The organism is Pseudonocardia autotrophica (assembly GCF_003945385.1).
In the GTDB taxonomy this organism is placed as follows: Bacteria; Actinomycetota; Actinomycetes; order Mycobacteriales; family Pseudonocardiaceae; genus Pseudonocardia; species Pseudonocardia autotrophica.
On sequence record NZ_AP018920.1, the window covers coordinates 108,606 to 129,422 of the forward strand.

Genomic DNA, 20,817 nt, shown 5'->3' on the forward strand with positions numbered 1-20,817 from the left:
GGATGGGCACCGGCTGTCGCCTGCCCGGCGTGCGTGGCGCCGACGTTCGTGGACGGGTGTCCGGTGTTCCTGGGCGCGGGGAGGGCGACCGCGGGTGCTCCGGTGTAGCCGGGCCCCGGGGTGCCCGGGCCGGTAGCGGGTTCGCGGCCGATCCCGCTGCCCGGGAACCGCGCGCCGTGCACGGCCGGGTCGCCGCCCGGAGCGGTCGTGCCGCCGGAACCGCCGGAACCGCCGGGACCGTTCGGGTCGGTCGGCCCGGGGTTCCCGCCCGATCCGCTGCTCCCGTTCGGCCCGGGACTCGGGTGGCCGGGTCCTGCAGCACCGGGCGCCGCGTGGCCGAGCCCCGCGGGATCGGGCCCCGGATGGCTGAGCCCGGCCGGACCGGACGCCGCGCGACCAGGGGAGCCGGGCCCCGCCGGACCGGGCACCGTCCACCCGGCGGATCCCGGTCGCACGGCGACCGAGGGTCCCGCGGTGAGCGCGTGTTCCGAGACCGCGCGCAGCCGCTTCCGGACCTTCGCGACCGTCCGCTCCGACCCGCGTACGACGACCGACATCGCGAGCCGGCCGCCGTGCGGATCGGCGACGGTGTGCAGTATGTGCCGGTCCGGCCCGGCCTCCAGCACCAGCGAGATCAGCCCGCCGGCGGCGGGTGCCAGCGCGAGCCCGATCCGGACCAGCTCGGCGTGCGCCGCCCCGCGGACCTCGTCGCGGTGGTCGTGCTCGGCAGGTCTGGCCAGCCCGAACCGGCCGGCCGAGGTGTCCGGCCCGCAGACGTCGAGCACCATCCCGCTGTCGACGTCGATCAGCGCGGCGGACCGGATCCTGGGGTCGGTGAGCAGCGGTCCGAGCACCGCGGCGAGACCGTCGGTCCGGACCGTGACCGCATGCCAGTGACGTCCCACGCGGTCGGGCGGCTCAGCGCTGCTGGGCGGGGAAGAACGCCTGCCCGGCCTGCTGCGGGGCCGACTGCGGCGCGGACATCGCGAACTGCTGTTCGATGACGCGCAGATCGCGGCGGGCCATCGCCAGGTTGGCCTGGGCACGGTTGAGGACCAGGTAGAAGAACAGCTGCTCGTCCGTGCCGCGGATGATCCGGATCAGGTGGTACTGGCTGTCCAGCGTGATCAGGATGTCCTCGATGTTCTCGCGCAGCCCGATCTTCTGCATGACCTCGAGCTTGGTGCGCACGACCTCGGAGTTACCGGGCGCCGCGACGTCCAGGTCGAACTCCGGGCTGCCGCCACGCGAGCCCAGGGTCATGCCGCTCTCGAAGTCGACGATCGCGACCGCGAAGGCGCCCTTGATGTTGGCTGCCATGTCCAGCGAACGATCGATGTTGTTCATTGCTGTGCCTCCGCACGGCGCGTCGATACGGCCGTGTTCGATGATCGGGGAGCGGCCACCGGGAATTCTCCGCGGGAGACGGAGAAGATCTTCTACTTAATGTCCCGGCGAGGGAATCAACAATAACCCTGAATCACGAAACGTCAACTCTCCGTCGTGGACGGCCGGTCCAGGCGCCGCAGTCCGGCCAGGATCCGGGCCATCGTGCGCAGATCGTCGGACCACCGGCTCCCCGGCCGGTCCGGCGGTTCGGACGCGGTGCTCACCGGAGGGGAGGGCGGTGGTGGCTCGACCGCAGCGGTGGATGCACGGCGGGGGAGTGGGATCGCGACCGGGTCGATCCGCTCGGCCTCCGGCGCGGCGGTCTGTGCCGGCACCGCGATCGGCTCCGCGTTCGGCACCGCGATCGGTTCCGACGGGAGCGTCAGCAGCGCCCGCCGGGCCAGCGCCAGATTGCCGCGCACCCGATCGACCTGCAGATACGCGAGCAGCGCCGCGTTGTCGCGGTGCAGCGTGCGCACCAGGTGGTAGGCCCGGTCGGTGGTGATCACGGCATCCTCGAAGCGCGCTCCGGTATCTGTCGCCGCAGCTTCGGCGCCGGCCCAGCCGAGTACCGCGGCGACCCCACCGGGGACTGCGCCACCGCCACCGGGGACTGCGCCACCGCCGGGGGCGGCCGCCGACGGGTCCGGCAGGTCGTCCGCCGCCGGTGGTGGCTCACCGGTGGCGGCCGTCCCGTGTGCGGCCACGACCTGCCCGGTGGCCGGATCGGCCGCGCAGGCGTACCGCACCCCGGGTGCCCCGAGTGCTTCCCGGAGCACTTCCGACCACGATTCCACCGGGATGATTTCAACATGGCCCCCGCTCGCGGTCGACGCCGCACCCACAATTCGGAGAATCGCCGTCGCAGACATTCGGGTGCGCTCAACGCAATTCTTCGAACGGCCCTGCGGAATGATTCGTTCAGCTCAACGCAATGAGGGCCGTTCGGCCGAGCCGGACAGTCTCAGTTCCGACCAGCCGCGCATGACGAAACGCGGCCGGCGGACCGGGGCGCGGTCCGGCACCGCGTCCGGGAGCAGGCGCAGCAGCGCGCGCAGCACCTCGGCGATCTCGAGCCGGGCCAGCGGGGCGCCGAGGCAGTAGTGCACGCCGCCACCGAACCCCAGGTGTGGGTTCGGGGACCGGCCGACGTCGAGCCGGTCGGCGTCGTCGCCGAACGCGGCGGGATCGCGACCGGCGGCGCCGAGCAGCGTCCCGATCCGGCCGCCGGCGGGCACCGGGTGCCCGGCGATCGTCGTGTCGACGACCGCGGTCCGCTCGAACAGCTGCAGTGGCGCGTCGAACCGGATCAGCTCCTCGACGGCCGTCCCGACCAGCTCCGGATCGGCCACCAGGCGTCGCCACTGGTCCGGGTGCCGCAGCAGCGCGTGCACCCCGTTGCCGATGACGTTGACGGTCGCCTCGTGCCCGGCCATCAGGAGCAGGGCCGCGGTGCCGACGAGCTCGTCGGCGGAGATCCGGTCCCCGGAGTCGCGCACCGCGAGCAGATCGCCGATGAGGTCCCCCGGTCGTCCGGACGGATCCGCCGCCGGTCCGGGCCGGTCCGTGGCGCTGCCGGAGCCGTGCCGGGTGCGCTGCGCGACCAGGTCCCGCAGCATCGCGACGAAGTCGGCGGACGCCCGCTCGGCAGCGATCCGCCCGTCCGTCCCGGGATCGGGCTCGTACATCCGCACGATCGCGTCCGACCAGTCCCGCAGCGGGGCGCGCCGGTCGTCGGGCACCCCCAGCAGGTCGGCGATCACCTGGACCGGCAGCGGCTCGGCGACCAGCGGGATCAGGTCGGCGGGCTCGCCGTCGCGCACTCTGGTGACGAGGTCCTCGACGAGCGCGGTGGCGCGGGTGCGCACCAGCGGGGCGAGCCGCTCGGTGTGCCCGCGGGCGAACGCGGCGGCCACCAGGCGTCGTAGCCGGGTGTGCGGTTCGCCCTCCCGCTCCAGCAGCGAGTTGCGGTGCAGGAGGTTGAACGCGGCCAGCTCGGCCTCGGGGCGGGCATCGGTCCAGATCCGGCCGAGACCGCGGTCGCGCAGCACCGCGGAGCAGGCCGCGTGGGTGACCGCGACCGGCAGGCCCAGCCCCGGGTGTTCGTGCACCGGGCCGGCGGCGCGCAGTGCGGCGTAGGCGGGGTAGGGATCGTCGAGGAAGCCCGGGTCCGTGGCGTCGAACAGTGCCGGGGCGGGCCGGGACCGGGGGTCTGGGGAATCGGACGCATGCATCACCCGCTACCTTGCCGGGTGATGGGCAAGAAGACGCGTAACCGTGCCAACCGTTCCGAGGCGACCGCCGACAACCCGCGCCGGCCGTGTCCGTGCGGTTCGGGGAAGCGGTACAAGGCCTGCCACGGCGCCGGTGACGACGTGATCGTCGTCCGGCCGTTCGAGGGGCTGGCCGCCGAACCCGATCTCGTCGCGATGCGCGAGTTCCTACCGTCGGCGACGGCTCCGCTGCCGCTGCGCGACGGCGGGCCCGTGACGCTGACGTCGGTGCTGCCCGGTGCCTCCGCGGCGCTGGTCCGGGACAACGGCGAGATCCTGCTCGGGATGCAGGTGCAGACCCGTTCCGGGGATCTGTCCGCCGATCTCGCCGGCGCGCTGGCCTGGGCCCGCTCGGCGGAGCCCGGCTCGTCGCTGCCGGTGGTCGGGCCGGACCGCAGGACCGGCGAGCGGCTGCAGGACCTGCTCGAGCCGGAGACCCCGCTGGAGCCGACGGTGCACGCCGACTTCGCGTGGTGGCTTCCCGGGGAGAGCCCGGACCCGGAGGCGGCGGCGATGCTGGAGCGCGCCAACTCGGTGATCATGCCGACCGAGGCGCTGACCGCGCCGGGTGTGCGGGGTGCGTACTGGGTGGACACCGGCTCGAAGGCGCACGTCCGCTGGGTACGGACCGAGGACGAGACCTGGCTGATGGCGGCGCTGGCCCGGCTGTCCGACCAGGGCGGTCTGGAGCTGGGCGAGGGGTCCCGCTACGCGGGGTCGTTCCGGGCGCACGGCCTGCTGGTGCCGGTCTGGGACGTCGACCGGGAGATGCACTCGTCGGAGTGGGCCGGTCCGGCGGCCGAGTTCGCCGTGCGGCTGGACGAGGCGCTGGCGGGACTGGCGGATGCGCCGCTGACCGATGCCGAGCACCGGGCGCGCGAGGTGCTCTCCGGGAAGCAGATCACGCTGCGCTAGCCGCGCAGCGGGCCCCGGTGCCGGTGCGGCGCCGGGACCCCTGCTGACCGACGGCGGTGCTCGCTCAGACGCGGCCACCGGCGACGGCCGGTGCGGTGGCGTCGGCCGGCTCGCCCTTGGCGAGCTCGCGGGCGACGAAGTCCTCGATGTGGAACAGGTCGTCGCCGGCGCGGCGGACGATGGTCAGCAGCGTGGTCATCGAGGCGACCTCTTCGACCTGCTCCTTCAGGAACCACTGCATGAACTGCTCGCCGAGGTAGTCACCCTCGTCGCGGGCGGTCCGGGCGAGCGTGGTGATCTGCTCGGTGACCTGCTTCTCCTGGGTCAGCGCGAGCGACACCACGTCCTCGACGGAGCTGAAGTCGTTCTTGACCGCGTCGATGCCGGGGATGGTGGCCTGCAGGTCGTTGTCCAGCATGTACTGGACCATGCTCATCGCGTGGTTGCGCTCCTCGAGGGCCTGCGCGTAGAAGTGCGCGGCCAGCTGCGGGAGGTCCTGGTCGTCCAGCCAGACCGCGATCGCGGTGTACTGCTGGCTGGCGGTGAACTCGCTGCGGACCTGGTCGCGGAGCAGGGCGTGGAACTTGGTCTCGTCGGTCATGTGATCCAGGTTAGCGGCGATCACGCTTAACTTGAAACATTCCAGAGTTGAGGTCCGTCTCAGTTGGAGAGGGTCACCTTTCTCCAGGTGAGGGGCCCTTTTCCGGTGCATCGCCTGAGCTCGGCGGAGCGGCCGGACGGGCGTGCTCGCGGACCGCGCCGGGCCCCGAGCCGGTCGTCAGGAGGGGCAGCTCCCAGGGGCCGGAGTCGACTTCACCCGATCGGTCGTAGCCGACCCAGCGGCCTCGGGCGGACCGGCCCGTCGGATCGACGACGAGCTGGACCGCGCCGTGGTAGCGGGCGCCGCGGTAGTGGCCGTCGACGGCGGTGTACTCGGTCCAGCTGCCGGTGAGGATCTGGCCGTCGCGGGTCAGTCGCAGTTCGAGCCGCGAGTCGTTCGACCCGGGGATGCTCCCGATCTCCACCCGGTCGCCGACGGACCGCACGACGACGTGGTGGTAGCGGTCGATCGAACCCCTCGACGTGCTGACGTAGGTGTAGTGGCTGAGCCACACGCCACCCGGACCCGACGACCGTGCCCACCACCGCCACCCCCGGAGTCCCATGCGGACGATCGTGGCGGGTCAGGTTCCGCGGAGCAACGGTCGCCGGCGCCCTACCCTTCGGAGCGTGGACCAGGCATGGGAGGCGGAGCTGCGGTTGCCGACACCGCTGGTCGAGCTGCGCGATCCGCTCTTCGGGCGCTGCCGGGTGCTGCTCAAGCGCGACGACCTGATCCATCCCGACGTGCCGGGGAACAAGTGGCGCAAGCTCAAGTACCTCGTGCGGGACGCCCGCGACCGCGGTGCGGGCACCCTGCTCACCTTCGGCGGAGCCCATTCCAACCACGTCCGCGCCGTCGCGGCACTGGGGGAGCGGCTCGGCCTCCGGACCGTCGGCGTCATCCGGGGTGAGGAACAGCCGACGAACCCCGGTCTGCGCCGCGCCGAGGAGCGCGGCATGACGTTGCACTATCTGGACCGGGCGACCTACCGGCGCAAGACCGAGCCGGACGTGCTGGCGGCGCTGCGCGACCGGTTCGGCGGGGCGTACGTGGTCCCGGAGGGCGGCACGACGCCGTTCGCGTTCCCCGGGCTCGCCGAGCTGGTGCACGAGCTGGACCGGCCCTACGACGCCGTCGTGTGTGCCGTGGGGACCGGCGGCACCCTCGCCGGGATCGCGGCCGCGCTGCCGGCCGGTCGCCGGGCACTGGGCATCAGCGTGCTGCGCGGAGCCCGGTCGCTCGATGCCGAGGTGACGGCGCTGCACCGGTCGGCGCTGCGCCGGTCGCTGGACAACTGGACGATCGACCACCGATTCCACTGCGGCGGGTTCGCCCGCCGGGACGCTGCGCTCGACGAGTTCCTGGCCCGGTTCGCCGACCGGCACGGCTGGACCCCGGACCCGGTCTACGTCGGGAAGGCACTGTTCGGCCTGTCCGTGCTCGCCGGTGCGGGGGCATTCGACGGGGAGACGGTCGTGGCGCTCGTGTCGGGCCCCGGGACTGGTTGAACCGCGCCCGCCCTCGCGCCCCGGCGGCCGGTGTTCGCTGCAGGCCGCCGCGGAGCAGGCGCTGCGGCTCGCCGGGGATCAGAACGGCAGGACGTCCACCAGCAGCGCGTAGCCGACGAACGCCACGATGTCGATCACCAGGTGCGCACCGACCAGCGGCCAGAGCCGGTTGGTCCGCTGCCAGTACCGGGCGAAGACCAGGCCCATCACGAGGTTCCCGACGAACGCCCCGACCCCCTGGTAGAGGTGGTAGCACCCGCGGACGACGGCGGCCACCAGGGCGGACCGGTTCTCCGACCAGCCGAGCTGCCGGAACCGGGTGAGCAGGTAGCCGATCATGACGACCTCCTCCGCCCAGGAGTTCGCGGCGGCGGAGAGGATCAGCATCGGGATCCGCCACCAGTCGTCGGACAGCGTGCTGGGGGCGACGTCCGGGGTGATCCCGGCGACCCGGCCCAGCAGGTAGAGCCCGAGCCCGGGGATCCCGATCAGCGCCGCCAGCCCGAACGAGTGCAGCGTGTCGCGGCCCGCCCGGCGGCCGTCCAGCCCGACCCGGCGCAGCGCGAACCCGGCGCGCAGCAGCAGGTACGCGGCCAGCGCGCCCCATCCGGCCAGCTGCAGCGCACGGACCAGCTGGAATGCCAGGTCGATCCAGGTGTCGGTGGATGCCGGCGCGTTCAGCGCGACCTGCTGATCGGTCAGCGGCGCCGGCGCGAGGAGCGCCTCCAGCAGGGACAGCGCGCTGCGCAGCCCGGAGAGCCCGAGCGTCACGGTCAGCACGACCGCGATCTCCAGGCCGATCAGCCGTCGTTCCCGGCGGTCGGTGACGACGACCGGGTCCGCCGGCGCCGCCGGGTTCAGCCATCCACGCAGACCACCCGCGGTGGCCGGTGCCGTCGTCACGGTGGTGATCCTCGCAGGCCCGGTGCTCCGCCCGGCGGCGGTGCGTACCCTGGGTGCGTGTTGCGGTTGCTGCTGTCCCCGAAGTGGATGGCCTGGCATGTGCTCACGCTCGGCGCGATGGTCACCTGTGGCTGGCTGGCCGCCTGGCAGTGGGGTCGGGCCGGATCGGCGATGGGCTCCGCCCTGAACATCGGGTACGGGCTGCAGTGGCCGCTGTTCGCCCTGTTCTTCGGCATCATGTGGTGGCGGTTCCTGCGCATGGAGATCAACGATCTGCGCGCCGCCCGGGCCGATGCCGGCCCGGCCGCACCGGAGCCCGCGCCCGCCGTCGTGCCGGAGCAGGCCGCCGTGGCGGAGCAGGTCGCTGCCGAGCCGGTCACGGCGTCGGTCGCGCCCGCGGAGCCCGCTGCCCGGCCATCACCCTTCACCGCGCGTCCCGCCGGGGTGACCGCGCCACCGCCCGCGGATCCCCAGCTGCGTGCCTACAACGATGAGCTGGCCCGCCTCGCGGCCCGGCAGGAGGAGGCGACCCCGTGACCGTCGCGACCGCGCTCAAGGCCTTCCGGATCTCGGCCTGGGTCACCGGGGTGGGCCTGCTCCTGCTCACCTTCTACGCGATGCCGGCGAAGTACATCTTCGACGATCCGCGCCCGGTCGCCCTGATCGGCATGGTGCACGGCTTCCTCTACATGATCTACATCGTGTGCACGCTGGTGCTGGCCGAACGGTGCCGCTGGAACCCGGTGTTCGCGGTGGTCATCCTGGCGGCGGGGACGGTGCCGGTGGCGTCGTTCTTCGCGGAGCGGCACGTCACCCGCAAGGTGCAGACCGAGCACCTCGCGGCTGCAAGCGGCTGACAGCCGCGGGCACCGGGCCTCAGGGCTGCTGCGCCACCGGGCAGCCGACCAGCTCGGCGAACCGCTTCTGCAGCTCGGCCGGCGTGGTCGCCTCGGCGGAGAAGGCCAGCCGGACGTCCTGGGTGCCGCCGCCGGACGCGGGCACCCGCACCCGCAGCCCAAACCGGTCGACGCCGATCGGCCGGATCCGCCCGGCCGCGTCGCCCGGCGACCGGAGCCCGTGCGGCAGGTGCCTGCGCAGGGCGGCCAGCATGTCCGGGTGCGCCCGGTCCAGGTGCTCCAGCCACACCTGCTCGACCCGGCAGAACGGATCCGGCTCGGCGGCCGACAGCTCGACCGGTGAGACGGGTGCGCAGCCTTCGGCGTCGGAGTACACCGCCGACGACGGGTGCAGCCGCAGCAGCGTCGCGCCCCGCCCGGCGTCGAGCAGGTTCGGGTGCGGTGCCTTCTCCGCCAGCCGCAGCGCGCGGTCCCGCCCCGTCCGCGGGTCGGGTTCGTGGAGGCGGCCCAGCAGCCAGAGCAGCTCGCGCACCGGCTCGGGCAGCGGCACCGGTGTCGAGCCGGTCAGCTCCAGCATCACCGGGAAACCGTCGATGGCGAGCCGTGCCTTCTCCCGGACCGGATGGTCGTCGGGCAGCAACACGTCGGTGGTGCCGTCCGGCCACGTGTGGTGCATCAGTGGCGCACACGGTTCCGGCTCGCCGGTCCCGACGAGCGCGGCACGACCGCCACGGGTGACCAGGCTGCGTGCGCGCTCGGCGGTGGCGGGCGTCGGCGGGCGTCGCGTGCGGGTGGTTCCCACTGTCACCTCCATTAGGTAACCCTTACCTAAACAGGTGTGAGCGTCCCCTGTCCAGTGCTGGATGTCGGCGTCGTTCGGCCGGGTGGCAACCCCCGTTGTCCACCGCCCGTGACCCGACCGTTAGCGTCTGTCGACGTGATGACCGTGCCCTCGGGTTCCGCTGCCGACCCGTGGCCGATCCGTCCGCTGTTGGCTGCGCTGGTCGACGACACCAGCCTGCTGCAGCCGCGGACCGTCGCACCGGGTGTCGACGCCGTGGTGTCGCGCTACCTCGCTGCTCGCGACGGTCACTACGGAGGCCTCGTCGGCCGGCTGGTCTGCCCGGCCTCACAGCTGCCCGCCGTGGTCACCGAGCTGGCCAGGTCCGCCCCGAGCCGTCCCGCCGAGCTGGCACTCGTCGTGGACACCGGCCTGGGGGCGGTCCCCAAAGCCCTGTCCACCGTGTTCTCCCGATCCAGCCTGCTCACACCGAGCACCGTCGAGTGCGCCGCGCCGCCGGACGTCGACGGCATCTGGCTGGAGCGCGTCTCCGAGTTCGTCCCCGACGAGGTCACGCCGGTCGTCGAGCCGCGCCGTCCGGTCGAGGGTGACCCGGAGGGGACGCTGGCCTGGCTGGCCGCCGTCCGCAAGGTCGCCGAGCACGGCTGCACGCCGAAGATCCGGATGGGCGGCCCGCGGCCGTCCGACGTGCCCGAGGTCGACGACGTGTACGCCTTCCTGCAGGCGGGCCTGGAGAGCGGCACCGGCGGGATCTCCGCGCAGGGGATCGACCGGATCGTCCGCGAGGAGCCGTCCGGTTCGTTCACCCGGGGCAGGCACGGCCTGCTCAACCTGATCGTGGCGGTCGCCCGGATGACCGGCGTGAGCGCATCGCCCGACCCGGTGCAGGACGCGCTGGAGTGCACCGACGGCGAGAAGCTCGCCCGCGAGCTGGACGAGCTGCCCCCGGCCGCCGTCGAGCAGGTCCGCACGGTGCTGCCGCGCTGCGGCGTCGATCCGGACCCGGTGCCGATCGCCGATCTCGTGGCACTCGGACTGCTGGACTGATCGATGTCGAGCCCGCCGCGGATCGGGTTCCTGGGCCCGCACGCCACCTTCACCGAGCAGGCTCTGCGGACCCTGCCCGAATCCCGGGACGCCGAGCTGGTGCCGCTGCCGGGCGCACCGGCCGTGCTCGCCGCCGTCCGCGACGGCTCGGTCGACGCCGGGTGCGTCCCGATCGAGAACACCGTCGAGGGCGCGGTGCCCCCGGTGCTCGACGGCCTGGTCGCCGATCCACCGCTGGTGGTCACCCGGGAGGCCCGGATCGCCGTCCGGTTCTGCCTGCTGGGGCGTCCCGGGGCCGAGTCGGCCGGCGATCTCACCGCGATCCGCACGGTCGCCTCGCACGGGCACGGCATCGCGCAGACTCGGGGCTGGCTGGCCGAGCACCTGCCCGGCGCCGAGGTGCGGGTCAGCTCGTCCACCGCTGAGGCCGCGGCGCAGGTCGCCCGCGGCGAGGTGGACGCCGCCGTTGCGGCGCCACTCGCGGCATCCCGGCACGGGCTCGCGGTGCTCGCCGACGACATCGCCGACAATCCCGGCGCCGTGACCCGGTTCGTGCTGCTCACCCGGCCGGCGCTCCCGCCGGAGCCGACCGGCTGGGACCGCACCATGATCGCGGCGACCACCACCAACCGTCCCGGCACGCTGCTGGGCCTGCTCACCGAGCTGACCGTCCGCGGGATCGACCTGACCCGGATCGAGTCGCGCCCGGTCAAGGACCGGCACGCCGAGTACTGGTTCCACCTGGACTGCTCCGGGCACGTCGCGGATCCGGCTATGGGGGAGGCGCTCGCGGCTCTGTATCGCCGCTGCGACCGGCTGATCTACCTCGGCTCGTTCCCGCGGTCCGACGCGCGGCCGGAGCAGCCGGGCGGCGTGGGCGGCCCGGTGTCGCCGCCGGACACCGCCGGCGCCGACGACTACGCCGCGTCGCAGCGCTGGCTCAGCACGATCCGCGAGGGGGCCGGCCGGTGAGTGACGACACCGCCACCGCGTTCGCCGCAGCCGGCGGCGGGATCCGGGACGCAGAGGTCCCGCCGGACGACGGCGCCGTCCGGCTGGTGCTCGTGCGGCACGGCCGCACCCCGTCGAACGTGCGGCACGCCCTCGACACCGGTGTCCCGGGCCCGTCGCTGGACGAGCTCGGCCACGAGCAGGCCGCCGAGGTCGGCCGGCTGTTCGTCGGCTGGCCGGTCCGCGCGGTCTACGCCTCCCTGGCCACCCGGGCCCGTGAGACGGCGGCCCCGATCGGCGCCGCGCTCGGGGTCGACGTGCAGCTGCTCCAGGGGGCGCACGAGATCTTCGTCGGGGATCTGGACAACCGGGCGGACGACGACGCCCGGGCGCAGTTCGACGAGGTCTTCGCCGCCTGGTGGGACGGCGACGTCGACCGGCCGATGCCCGGTGGCGAGTCCGCGCGCGACGTCTGGAACCGGTTCCTGCCGGACCTGGACGCGGTGCTCGGCGGTGTCGACAGCGGCGCCGTCGTCGTGGTGAGTCACGGCGCCGCGATCCGGCTGGCGACGTTCGCGCTGCTGGGTGCCCGGCAGGGCGCCGTGCCGGGCATCGATCCTGATGCCGTGTCCCGTGCGCTGCCCGGTGCTGTGCCCGAATCCCTGCCTGATGTCGGGCCAGGCGCGGTGCCCGGATCGGTTCCCGCGACGTTCGGCCGGGACCGGCCCGTCCCGAACACCGGCCGGGTGGTGCTGCGCCGCGACCCCGGCGGCTGGGTCGTCGAGCTGTGGGACCCGATGCCGGGCGGCCGGACCGGCTCGCACTGACCCGTCTCGGAGGAGCGGCGTCGCCGGGGTCGTGCCTCGTCAGCGTGGCCGGATCGGCTCGTACTGCCCCGTCTCGGAGGAGCGGCGTCGCCGGGGTCGTGCCTCGTCAGCGTGGCCGGATCGGCTCGTACTGCCCCGTCTCGGAGGAGCGGCGTCGCCGGGGTCGTGCCTCGTCAGCGTGGCCGGACCGGATCGCACTGACCCGGCCCGGAGGGGCGACGCTGCCGGGGTCGTGCCTCGTCGGTGCGGCCGGATCGGGTCGCACCGACCCGGATCAGAGGAACGGCGTCGCCGGGTCCTGCCCCATCAGCACCCGTCCGTGTACCTCGAGATTGGTGTTCAGGTTGAGAGCCGCGTGCAGGCTCAGTGCCTCGATGTCGCGGAACACCCGCTGGATGGGCACGTCCCCCTGGATCGACGACGCACCGCTGATGCTGTTCAGGGCCTCCACGGCGAGCCTGCTCAGCCGGACGACGTGCGCCGACTCGGCCCGTATCGCCGCGCGCTCGGCCACGCCCGGGTCGCGGCGGGCGATCGCGGCGGCGCGGAGCCGCTCGGTCAGGTCGCGGGCGAGCAGTTCGGCCGCGCGGATGTTCACGGCGGCATCGGCCACCGTGACGTGCGTGGTCTGGGCCTCGGCCACCGCCCATCCGGTGTAGGTGATCATCCGGCCCGGTGCCCGTTCGCGGAAGTGGTCCATCGCGGCCCGGGCCATCCCCAGCGGAGTCCCGGTGCTGCTGACCAGGACGAACGGGAAGAGCGCGCAGTGGTACAGGTCGGCGTCGGCGTTCGCGACGGACCGGGTGCCCCCGGCGAGGGCCTCGGCCACCGGGAGCAACCGGTGCTCGGGCACGAACACCGACTCGGCCACGGTGGTGTTGCTGCCGGTGCCGGCGAGCCCGGAGGGGTGCCAGTCGTCGGCGATGGTGAGCTCCGACATCGGGACCAGGGCGAGCAGGATCTCCGGCGGCCCGTCCGCCGGGCCGTCGACCCGGGCGGCGACCGCGTCCCAGGTGGCGGAGCGGCAGCCGGTGTTGAACGGCCAGCGCCCGCTGAGCAGGTAGCCGCCGTCGACCGGGGTGAGTAGACCGCCGGGGCTGAAAACGCTGGCCACCCGGCTGTCCGGGCCGTCGGCCCAGACCTCGTCCTGTGCGCGGTCGTCGTAGCGGCCGACGAAGTAGGAGCCGACGGCGTGCAGCGACGTGACCCAGGACGTCGATCCGCAGCCGCGCCCGATCGCGTCGAGTACCCGGGTCAGCTCGACGATGTCGGTCTCCGAGCCGCCGTAGCGCCGCGGCGTCGTCATCCGGAAGGCGCCCGCGTCCGCCAGGGCCCGGATGCTCTGCTGCGGGATCCGCCGGGTTCGTTCGGCCTCGGCGGCATTCGCCCGCAACAGCGGGACGAGTTCGTCCACCGCCGCCAGCAGCGGAGTGGTCCCTGTGTGGGTCTCGGTGTCGAGTGTCGAGGACATCGGCGGCCTCCGGTCGAGATGTGTTGCCGGACGGTAGGGCGGCTCCGGTCCGTACGGCGAGCCGCGATCCGCCGGCACCGGCCGATTCCCGCAACGGGTAGGTCTGGACGGGCGTTGACACCGGGACTGCCTGGCGATTCGATGACGGACACCTGTCCGAACAGCGGGCACCTTCCGCTGGGTCACGGGAAGTGGAGGGTCATGGCCGACCCGGAGGCCACAGCAGCGTGTCGTCCGACCGGTCCGCTCGCGGCCCACCCCTTGCTGCGCTCCTCCGATCCGGACGAGATCCGGTCACGCGCGGTCGCCCTGCTCAACGGGCATTCGATGCGGCTGTCGGACCGCGCGGCCCGGCTGTGTGCGGACATCCGTGGTGTCCAGGTCGCCGGCCTGCGGCTGATGGCGTTCCGCTACGGCGCCGGGGTCGAGATCGGTGCGCCCCCGCTGGACGACTTCGTGACGATCCATCTGCCGGTCCGGGGCGGCTTCCGGCTGGAGCACCTGGGCCGGTCGGTGGCAGCCGGCGTCGACCGTGGCGCGGTGATCTCCGCCGTCGCCCCGCTGCGGATGGAGTGGAGCGCCGATCTGGTGCTGCTGGTGGTGCGCTTGGAGCGGGCGGCGTTGCGCGAGCGGTGGGCGGCGGTACTCGGCGAGCAGGTGGATGCCGATCCCGTCTTCGAGCCCGCGGTCGACGCCGGCTCGGCCCTTCCCGGGGCGGTCCGGGCGTTGTTCGGTGCCGTCGAGGCGTCCGGGCCGGCCGGGCTCCGGCCGACGGTGGCCGCCGAGTTCGAGCGGACGATCGGCTCTCTGCTGGTGCTGGAGCACCGGCACTCGTCGTCCGAGCAGCTCACCCGGCACCTGGCGCTGCCGTCGCCACGGGTGCTGCGGGACGCGCTGGCCCACCTCGACACGAACCCGGACCGGGCGGTCCCGGTCGCCGAGCTGGCCCGGGTGGCCGGGGTCGGCGAGCGGACGCTGCTCGCCGTGTTCCGTCGGCACCTCGGGACGACGCCTGCCGCGCACTCCCGACGGATCCGGCTGGACCGGGCCCGTCGCGACCTGCTCGGGGGCGGCCCGCACGCGTCGGTCACCCGGATCGCGCTGGACAACGGCTTCGCCCACGCCGGCCGGTTCGCCGCCGCCTATCGGGCGCGGTTCGGAGAGCACCCCTCGGTCACGCTGCGCCGCTGAGGTCCCGCCGGGCCGGCCGCCGGTGTCGTCGCCGCCGGGCCGGTTGTCCGCCTCGCCCGCGCCGGGCCGGCTCCCGAGGGCGCATCGCTGCTGGACCGTCGGCCGCCGGCTCCGCCGGGCACCTGCCGTCGGCGTGCCGTCGGATCAGCGGCGCAGGGTGGTCGACGGCGACTCCCCGAACCGCGCCCGATAGGCGGCGGCGAACCGGCCGAGGTGCCCGAACCCGTGCCGCAGGGCCACCTCGGTGACCGAGCCGGTCACCGGATCCGCCGCGGCCAGCTCGGCCCGCACCCGGTCGAGCCGCACCCGGCGGAGGTAGGCCATCGGCGTGCTGCCGGTGTGCCTGCGGAACGCGGCGTGCAGGGCGCGCTCGCTGATCCCGGCCTCCCGCGCCAGGTCGGCGACGCCCAGCGACTCGTCGGTGCTCGACTCGATCAGCTCGACCACCCGGGCCACCGTCCGTGGCGGCGGACGCTCCGGTTCGGCGAACAGTGCCCGGGTGTGCCGGTGCCGCTGGCCGAGCAGCAACGCGGACACCAGCGACCGCTCCGCCTCGGCGGCCACGGCCGGGGGCGGCCGCCCGCTCGGACTGGTGCGCAGCACGTGGAGCAGCATCGACACGGCCGCCGTGACGCTGCTGCTGCCGACATCCAGGGCCGCCTCGAACGACAGCGGCCCGGCCGGCCGCCGGCCGAGCATCCGCTCCAGCGCGGTCTCCAGCCGGCGACGGTCGATCAGCACCATGAGCTGGTACGCCTCCGGTGACATCCGGATGGTCAGCGGACGGTCGTAGGTGAACACGGTCGCGCGGTCCGCATCGAGGGCGAGCGGCGGGCTGCCCTCCACCGACGAGACGGCCGATCCGGTGGACAGGAAGTTCAGCGTGACCCACGGGATCGGTGGCACGCAGGTGATCGCCACCGGGGTGCGGTAGGTGGTCGCCAGCAGGCCGATCCCGCCGACCGAGGCGAACCGCACCTGCGCGCGGAACCGTGACTCGTCGCGCACCGCCATCGCGTGCGCGCAGTCCAGGAACGCCTCGGTCCGGGTCCTGGCCCGGCGGGGATCCGGGGTGCTGAAGCCGGTGCCCCGGCTCAGCCGGCGGGCGTCCGGGCGTGTCACGTCCGACGGCGCCGATCCGGCCATGCTCGCCTCCATTGGCGGACATCTGTCCGATGGACGTCAGCGTGGCCAGCGAACAGGGCTGATGTCAACGTCCGGCCCGGTGGCGGCTGCGCAGGAAGCGGATCGCCGCACGGCGGTGAACGGATCGCGGGCCCGCGACGCCACTCGTAGCGTCGAGGCGTGGCTGTGGCAGTCGCCACACCCCCGCGGTGCCGGACGGTGCCGGGGGCGACCGACCCGGGGAGGCAGACACCGGTGACCGATGTCGTGGAAGGACCGGCCGTCGCGCGAACGCTCGCGGCCGGAAGCGGATCGATCAGCTACTTCCGGTCCGGGAGCGGGCACCCGTTGCTCTTCCTGCACGCGGCCGGTGGGGCCGGGATGTGGGGACCGTTCCACGAGCGGCTGTCGGGATCGGCGGACGTCATCGCCCCCGACCATCCCGGCTGGGGCGGCTCGGACGACCTGCCCGAACTGCGCGGTGTGGACGACCTCGTCTACCACTACCTCGACGTGCTCGACCGGCTCGAGCTGGACCGGGTCGACCTGGTCGGGGCGTCGTTCGGCGGGTGGCTGGCCGCCGAGCTCGCGGTGCACTCCCCGGAGCGGTTCCGCAGCCTGGTGCTGCTCGGCCCGGTCGGGTTGCGGATCCCCGGTCACCTGGTAGCCGACCTGTTCCTGATGACACCGCCGCAGCTGATCGCGGCGCTCTACCACGATCCGGCGCTGGTCGAGCAGATCCTCTCGGTCGCCCCGGAGACCGACCAGATCATCGCGACCTACCGGGAGCTGGGTTCGCTGGCCCGGTTCGGCTGGCGGCCGTTCCTGAACAACCCGCGGCTGGAGAGCAGGCTGCACCGGATCTCGATGCCGACCCGGGTGATCGCGGCCGGCGAGGACCGGATCGTGCCGCGGGTGCACTGCGAGCGCTACGCAGCGGGCATCCCCGATGCCGAGCTCGTCGTCGTCGACGACTGCGGGCACGCGCTGTACGGGGAGCGCCCGGACGCCGTCGCCGACGCGGTCAGCACCTTCCTCACCGAGCGCGCAGGAGGCCGGTCGTGAAGTTCAACTTCTTCCACCTGATGCCCTACCCGTACCTGCCGGACGACTTCGACGACCTCGAGAAGTACCCGTCGATGTCGCTGACCTACTCGAACGGGAACTTCGACCCGGCCCGCGGCGTGCAGCTCTACCACCGCTACCTCGACGAGCTGGAGTACGCCGACGCGGTCGGCTTCGACGGCATCGTGGTGAACGAACACCACCAGTCCGGCTACGGGATGATGCCGTCACCGAACATCATGGCCGCGGCGCTCGCCCGGCGGACGTCGAACTCGTCGATCCTGGTCCTCGGCAACGCCATCCCGATCCGCGGGAACCCGCTGCGGGTGGCCGAGGAGGTGGCGATGCTCGATCACCTCACGAACGGCCGTCTGGTGTCCGGGTTCGTCCGCGGGATCGGGTGGGAGCACTTCGCGCACAGTGTCAGCCCGGCCGAGTCGCGGTCCCGGTTCAACGAGGCGTTCGACCTGATCCGGAAGGCGTGGACCACGCCGGGCCCGTTCGAGTGGGTGGGCGAGCACTACGAGTACCGGTACGTGAACGTCTGGCCGCGTCCGCTGCAGTCGCCGCACCCGCCGATCGCGGTACCCGGCGCGGGCAGCCCGGAGACGATGCGCTGGGTCGCCGAGAACCGCTTCCTCTACGTCTCGGTGTACGCCCCGACCGCGGTGGTCAAGACCTGGTTCGACGGCTACCGGGGTGCCGCCGCCGACATCGGCTACGAGGTGGAGCGGGAGAAGATAGCGCTGGCGGTGCCGGTGTTCATCGGCGAGAACGAGCGTTCCGCGCACGAGGAGGCACGCCGGCACGTCGAGTGGCTGTTCCACAAGGGACTGCGGCAGAGCCTGGAGATGGTGTTCCCGCCCGGTTACATGTCCCCGCCCGCGCTGCGCGGCCTGCTCAAGGCCAACCTCAAGCCCTATCCGGAGCTGTCCTACTCCGAGCTCGTCGAGCAGGGGTACGTGATCGTCGGCGGGCCGGAGTCGGTCCGCAACCGGATCGGGGAGCTGCGCGACGAGCTCGGGTTCGGCCAGATGATGACCATGCTCGCGATCGGGGACATGCCGGCCGAGCTGGTGCGCCGCAACACCGACCTGTTCGCGAGCGAGGTGGTCCCGCACTTCAGGACCGCACTCGCCACGGCGGGCTGAACCCGCTCGGGGCCGGTCCCGATCCGGCCCCGGGCAGGCCTCCGGTCTGAGTCCCGGCCTCAGCCCCAGCCGAGCTCGTGCAGCCGCTCCTCCTCGATCCCGAAGTGGTGCGCGATCTCGTGCACCACGGTGATCGCGACCTCGTCGACGACCTGCTCCTCGTCGTCGCAGAAGTCGAGCACCGCATCCCGGTAGATCGTGATCCGGTCGGGGAGTTCGCCCGCGTAGTCGGCGGTCCGTTCGGTCAGGGCGACCCCCTCGTAGAGCCCGAGCAGGTCCGGCTCGTCGGGGTTGCGGTCCTCGACCAGCACGACGACGTTGTCCATCGCCGCCGCGAGTTGTTCGGGCACGAGATCGAGTGCGTTGCCGACCAGGTCCTCGAACCGGTCCGGCGTCATCGGGACGGGCACCGCGTCAGTTGCCGAGCCCGGGGAGCCCCGGCGGGACGTCGAGATCCGACGGCGGTGGCTGCTCCGCGCCGCCGTCCGGTGCGGCGGGCTGCCCGGATCCGGGCTGCTCGACCGGGGTGTCCCCACCGGGAGCCGACGGATCGGCCGGAGCGGACGGGTCGGCGGGTGCCGCCGGGTCGGCGGGGGCGCCCGGCGCGGTCGCCTCGGGCGGGGCGGGCTGCTCGCCGACGACCAGGTTCCCGCGCACCGAACCGGTGATCGACGCGAAGCCGCTGCCGTCCGGCAACAGGGTGCCGATGTTGCAGTTGACCTTGCGGCTGCCCGCGTTCCAGGACGCCTCGGAGAGGTTGCCCCAGTAGACGGTCAGCTTCTTCTCGGCGATGACCTGATCGTTGCCGGCGAAGGTGTTCGCGGCCTCCGTGCAGGTGGGCTGGAGGAAGGCGTCCTGGTCCTCGACGGTGGGGAACGCCTCCGGGAACTCGGTGCCGAGGTCGACCACGCCGACGGTCTCGACGGCGTGCGGCCCGGCGCAGTCGGTCGGGTCGCCGACGGTGCGCCCGTCGATCGCCAGGCAGGTCCCCGCCGGCTGGACCGCGGACTGGTCCTGCTCGGCGACCCGGCCGGTGATCGGGAGCATCGCGCTGCTGCGCGAGGCCATCTGCAGGCCGCAGCGCATCCCCTTGTCGCCCTCGTCCCACCGCTGCTGGGAGGGCTTCAGTGCGCCGACCCGGAACTTGCCGTCCGGATCGAACTTGTCGTTCAGGTACTGCGTGACGACCGGGGTGCAGCGTTCGGCGACCAGCGTCTGCCAGGCCTGGTCGGTCGGGAACACCGCCTGGTCGGCCAGCGCGACCCGGCCGGCCTGCTCGAACAGATGCGGCTGCGCGCAGTCGACGGCGGCGGTGTCGGTCGCGTCGTCGCGGTTCCAGTTCAGGCAGGTGCCCGCGGTGTCGGGTGGCGGCGGGAGCGACGGCGGTGCCTCGACCCGCGGTGGCACCCCGGACGAGGCGAACGAGCCCAGTACCGGCACCTCCGCGCCGAGCAGTGAATCCAGCGAGGCGACGGTCAGCATCAGGAAGGCACCGATCAGGATCCCGATCCCGACCCGGCGGGCACCGAGCGGACCGCGCTCCCGGCCGTGGTCGTGGGAGACCGCGGCGCCCGCCCCGTCGTCGGTGCCGCGACGGCGCCGGGTCGGTGCCACCGGGCTCGCCGGGCCGCCGGTCGGGCGGGCCAGCACCGACGTGGTGCCGCCCGGCGCGCCACCGTGCGAGGCGCCGCTGTGGGAGGCGCCGCCGTGCGCGGCGTCACTGTGCGAGGAGGCGCCGCCGTGCGCGGCACGGGCGTAGCGGCCGTCGTAACCGTCGTAGACCTGCTCCCCGGTGTCGGCAGGCCCGGGGTCGGCGTGCCGGCGGGGAGCGGAGCCGGTGGGGGAGCTGGGATCCATGACCCGTCCATGATGCAGCGGCCCGGTCCGCGGCTTCATCCGGCCGGGGTGCCGGGGCGGCGGTCGGTCGGCGCGGTGCTGTGAACGTGCAGGTGACAGCCGCACGCGCCAGCCGCGGCGGCCGCTCGTCCTGCGGGGGAGGGCCGGTCGCCGCGGACAGGTGATCCAGATCGTCGCCGGTCCGCGGACGGACGCCCGGATGGACCGTTAGGGTGGCGGAGGGGGATGCGGCGATGGGTGGGCAGCGATGACCGACGGACGGCACTCGGGTGGGGAGGACCGGCCGGAGTCCGGTGCGTTCCCGCAACCGGGCGAGACGGCAGGACAGCGGGGCCGGATCCGGCACCAGGACGGCAGCACCGCTCCGCGCGAGCCCACGCTCGCCGAGAAGCGGGCCCGCGAGCAGAAGCTGCGCGCCGACCGCGAGGAGGTGCTCCGCCGCGAGGCCCGGTCGAAGACCACGAAGCGGGTGCTGATCGGCACCGGCGCGACGGTCGGCGTGGTCGCGCTGATCGCCGCCGTGTACGCGGCGTCGGGTGGCGGCACCGAGACCGTCGAGGCGCGCTGCGTCGACGAGAACCAGGTGGTCGTCCCGGACGAGAACTGCGCGGGCACCTCGCAGAACGGTCAGGTCAACACCGGTGGCGGGTTCGCCTTCGTGCCGATCTTCCTGGGCGGCGGCGGCCGCCAGTACCACTACAACTACGGCGGCACCGGCAGCGTCGGCCAGGTCGCGACCGGCGGCACGGTCAACCCGCCGCCGTCGCGCGGCACCACCGTGCGCAGCGGCACGACCGGCAGCACGATCTCCCGCGGCGGGCTCGGCGTCGGTGGGTCGAGCACGTCCTCGGGCGGCTCCGGCACCTCCAGCGGGAGCTGAG

At 73.6% G+C, this 20,817-nt stretch carries 22 protein-coding genes; 11 read left to right on the plus strand and 11 right to left on the minus strand.

Going from position 1 to position 20,817, the window contains the following annotated elements:
* Positions 1-918: 918 nt before the first annotated feature.
* The 3 genes from Pdca_RS00525 to Pdca_RS00535 form a co-directional block, all read right to left on the minus strand.
* Positions 919-1,347, minus strand: a complete 429-nt coding sequence (locus Pdca_RS00525) for a hypothetical protein (RefSeq protein ID WP_085914146.1) — start codon at positions 1,345-1,347, stop codon at positions 919-921.
* Positions 1,348-1,490: 143 nt separating this feature from the next.
* The gene (locus Pdca_RS00530) at positions 1,491-2,168 is read right to left on the minus strand and encodes a hypothetical protein (protein ID WP_085914147.1); all 678 of its coding nucleotides are present in this window, start codon (positions 2,166-2,168) and stop codon (positions 1,491-1,493) included.
* A 147-nt stretch (positions 2,169-2,315) separates the two neighbouring features.
* Positions 2,316-3,623, minus strand: a complete 1,308-nt coding sequence (locus Pdca_RS00535; RefSeq protein WP_232021343.1) for a cytochrome P450 — start codon at positions 3,621-3,623, stop codon at positions 2,316-2,318.
* 21 nt (positions 3,624-3,644) lie between these two features.
* On the opposite strand from Pdca_RS00535, the gene Pdca_RS00540 reads away from it, so the two are divergent.
* Positions 3,645-4,577, plus strand: coding sequence for a DUF5926 family protein (locus Pdca_RS00540; RefSeq protein WP_085914148.1), 933 nt, complete (start codon positions 3,645-3,647; stop codon positions 4,575-4,577).
* Positions 4,578-4,641: 64 nt separating this feature from the next.
* Here Pdca_RS00540 and Pdca_RS00545 read toward each other — a convergent pair whose 3' ends face one another.
* Positions 4,642-5,178 (minus strand): ferritin, encoded by a 537-nt coding sequence (locus tag Pdca_RS00545; protein WP_085914149.1) that lies wholly within the window; start codon positions 5,176-5,178, stop codon positions 4,642-4,644.
* A gap of 73 nt (positions 5,179-5,251) precedes the next feature.
* A complete protein-coding gene (locus Pdca_RS00550) occupies positions 5,252-5,743 on the minus strand; it encodes a hypothetical protein (protein WP_085914150.1) in 492 nt (163 codons plus the stop codon).
* A gap of 64 nt (positions 5,744-5,807) precedes the next feature.
* On the opposite strand from Pdca_RS00550, the gene Pdca_RS00555 reads away from it, so the two are divergent.
* On the plus strand, positions 5,808-6,689 hold the full coding sequence (locus tag Pdca_RS00555) for a 1-aminocyclopropane-1-carboxylate deaminase/D-cysteine desulfhydrase (RefSeq protein WP_232021345.1): 882 nt from the start codon (positions 5,808-5,810) through the stop codon (positions 6,687-6,689).
* Between the two features lie 78 nt (positions 6,690-6,767).
* Here Pdca_RS00555 and Pdca_RS00560 read toward each other — a convergent pair whose 3' ends face one another.
* The gene (locus tag Pdca_RS00560) at positions 6,768-7,592 is read right to left on the minus strand and encodes a CPBP family intramembrane glutamic endopeptidase (RefSeq protein WP_232021347.1); all 825 of its coding nucleotides are present in this window, start codon (positions 7,590-7,592) and stop codon (positions 6,768-6,770) included.
* A 57-nt stretch (positions 7,593-7,649) separates the two neighbouring features.
* Here Pdca_RS00560 and Pdca_RS00565 point away from each other — a divergent pair, with 57 nt between their 5' ends.
* Entirely contained in the window at positions 7,650-8,129 is a 480-nt protein-coding gene (locus Pdca_RS00565) for a hypothetical protein (RefSeq protein WP_085914152.1), read from the plus strand.
* Positions 8,126-8,449: a DUF3817 domain-containing protein gene (locus Pdca_RS00570; RefSeq protein ID WP_085914153.1), complete on the plus strand. Its 324-nt coding sequence runs from the start codon at positions 8,126-8,128 to the stop codon at positions 8,447-8,449. The genes Pdca_RS00565 and Pdca_RS00570 overlap by 4 nt, the downstream gene beginning before the upstream one ends.
* A gap of 19 nt (positions 8,450-8,468) precedes the next feature.
* Here Pdca_RS00570 and Pdca_RS00575 read toward each other — a convergent pair whose 3' ends face one another.
* Positions 8,469-9,251 (minus strand): DUF2470 domain-containing protein, encoded by a 783-nt coding sequence (locus Pdca_RS00575; RefSeq protein ID WP_085914154.1) that lies wholly within the window; start codon positions 9,249-9,251, stop codon positions 8,469-8,471.
* 138 nt (positions 9,252-9,389) lie between these two features.
* Between Pdca_RS00575 and Pdca_RS00580 the strand changes: the two genes are divergently transcribed.
* From Pdca_RS00580 to Pdca_RS00590, 3 genes are read left to right on the plus strand one after another with little or no spacing between them, the layout of a single operon-like run.
* The gene (locus Pdca_RS00580; protein ID WP_085914155.1) at positions 9,390-10,298 is read left to right on the plus strand and encodes a hypothetical protein; all 909 of its coding nucleotides are present in this window, start codon (positions 9,390-9,392) and stop codon (positions 10,296-10,298) included.
* A 3-nt stretch (positions 10,299-10,301) separates the two neighbouring features.
* The gene (pheA, locus tag Pdca_RS00585; RefSeq protein WP_085914156.1) at positions 10,302-11,270 is read left to right on the plus strand and encodes a prephenate dehydratase; all 969 of its coding nucleotides are present in this window, start codon (positions 10,302-10,304) and stop codon (positions 11,268-11,270) included.
* Entirely contained in the window at positions 11,267-12,076 is an 810-nt protein-coding gene (locus tag Pdca_RS00590; protein ID WP_158092220.1) for a histidine phosphatase family protein, read from the plus strand. The genes pheA and Pdca_RS00590 overlap by 4 nt, the downstream gene beginning before the upstream one ends.
* 274 nt (positions 12,077-12,350) lie before the next feature.
* Here the strand turns inward: Pdca_RS00590 and Pdca_RS00595 are convergent, their stop codons facing one another.
* Positions 12,351-13,547: an acyl-CoA dehydrogenase family protein gene (locus Pdca_RS00595; RefSeq protein WP_085916294.1), complete on the minus strand. Its 1,197-nt coding sequence runs from the start codon at positions 13,545-13,547 to the stop codon at positions 12,351-12,353.
* Positions 13,548-13,748: 201 nt separating this feature from the next.
* On the opposite strand from Pdca_RS00595, the gene Pdca_RS00600 reads away from it, so the two are divergent.
* Positions 13,749-14,738, plus strand: coding sequence for an AraC family transcriptional regulator (locus tag Pdca_RS00600; RefSeq protein WP_158092338.1), 990 nt, complete (start codon positions 13,749-13,751; stop codon positions 14,736-14,738).
* A 144-nt stretch (positions 14,739-14,882) separates the two neighbouring features.
* Here Pdca_RS00600 and Pdca_RS00605 read toward each other — a convergent pair whose 3' ends face one another.
* The gene (locus Pdca_RS00605; protein WP_158092339.1) at positions 14,883-15,884 is read right to left on the minus strand and encodes an AraC family transcriptional regulator; all 1,002 of its coding nucleotides are present in this window, start codon (positions 15,882-15,884) and stop codon (positions 14,883-14,885) included.
* A gap of 234 nt (positions 15,885-16,118) precedes the next feature.
* On the opposite strand from Pdca_RS00605, the gene Pdca_RS00610 reads away from it, so the two are divergent.
* Positions 16,119-16,928 carry an alpha/beta fold hydrolase gene (locus Pdca_RS00610; RefSeq protein WP_085916297.1) on the plus strand — a complete coding sequence of 270 codons (810 nt, stop codon included), beginning with the start codon at positions 16,119-16,121 and terminating at the stop codon, positions 16,926-16,928.
* Positions 16,925-18,079: an LLM class flavin-dependent oxidoreductase gene (locus tag Pdca_RS00615; RefSeq protein ID WP_085916298.1), complete on the plus strand. Its 1,155-nt coding sequence runs from the start codon at positions 16,925-16,927 to the stop codon at positions 18,077-18,079. Before Pdca_RS00610 ends, Pdca_RS00615 begins: the two co-directional genes overlap by 4 nt.
* A 59-nt stretch (positions 18,080-18,138) precedes the next feature.
* On the opposite strand, the gene Pdca_RS00620 is transcribed toward Pdca_RS00615, so the two are convergent.
* Entirely contained in the window at positions 18,139-18,489 is a 351-nt protein-coding gene (locus tag Pdca_RS00620) for a metallopeptidase family protein (RefSeq protein WP_166665886.1), read from the minus strand.
* 4 nt (positions 18,490-18,493) lie between these two features.
* Positions 18,494-19,936, minus strand: coding sequence for a septum formation family protein (locus Pdca_RS00625; protein WP_085916299.1), 1,443 nt, complete (start codon positions 19,934-19,936; stop codon positions 18,494-18,496).
* A gap of 247 nt (positions 19,937-20,183) precedes the next feature.
* Here Pdca_RS00625 and Pdca_RS00630 point away from each other — a divergent pair, with 247 nt between their 5' ends.
* Positions 20,184-20,816: a hypothetical protein gene (locus Pdca_RS00630; protein ID WP_232021348.1), complete on the plus strand. Its 633-nt coding sequence runs from the start codon at positions 20,184-20,186 to the stop codon at positions 20,814-20,816.
* Position 20,817: the final 1 nt, after the last annotated feature.

Bases quoted from the DNA above. Each gene is read 5' to 3' on its own strand.
- Pdca_RS00525 (WP_085914146.1), bottom strand. From the start codon at position 1,347: ATGAACAACATCGATCGTTCGCTGGACATGGCAGCCAACATCAAGGGC.
- Pdca_RS00535 (WP_232021343.1), bottom strand. From the start codon at position 3,623: ATGCATGCGTCCGATTCCCCAGACCCCCGGTCCCGGCCCGCCCCGGCA.
- Pdca_RS00540 (WP_085914148.1), top strand. From the start codon at position 3,645: ATGGGCAAGAAGACGCGTAACCGTGCCAACCGTTCCGAGGCGACCGCC.
- Pdca_RS00545 (WP_085914149.1), bottom strand. From the start codon at position 5,178: ATGACCGACGAGACCAAGTTCCACGCCCTGCTCCGCGACCAGGTCCGC.
- Pdca_RS00550 (WP_085914150.1), bottom strand. From the start codon at position 5,743: ATGGGACTCCGGGGGTGGCGGTGGTGGGCACGGTCGTCGGGTCCGGGT.
- Pdca_RS00580 (WP_085914155.1), top strand. From the start codon at position 9,390: ATGACCGTGCCCTCGGGTTCCGCTGCCGACCCGTGGCCGATCCGTCCG.
- pheA (WP_085914156.1), top strand. From the start codon at position 10,302: ATGTCGAGCCCGCCGCGGATCGGGTTCCTGGGCCCGCACGCCACCTTC.
- Pdca_RS00595 (WP_085916294.1), bottom strand. From the start codon at position 13,547: ATGTCCTCGACACTCGACACCGAGACCCACACAGGGACCACTCCGCTG.
- Pdca_RS00600 (WP_158092338.1), top strand. From the start codon at position 13,749: ATGGCCGACCCGGAGGCCACAGCAGCGTGTCGTCCGACCGGTCCGCTC.
- Pdca_RS00605 (WP_158092339.1), bottom strand. From the start codon at position 15,884: ATGGCCGGATCGGCGCCGTCGGACGTGACACGCCCGGACGCCCGCCGG.
- Pdca_RS00625 (WP_085916299.1), bottom strand. From the start codon at position 19,936: ATGGATCCCAGCTCCCCCACCGGCTCCGCTCCCCGCCGGCACGCCGAC.
- Pdca_RS00630 (WP_232021348.1), top strand. From the start codon at position 20,184: ATGACCGACGGACGGCACTCGGGTGGGGAGGACCGGCCGGAGTCCGGT.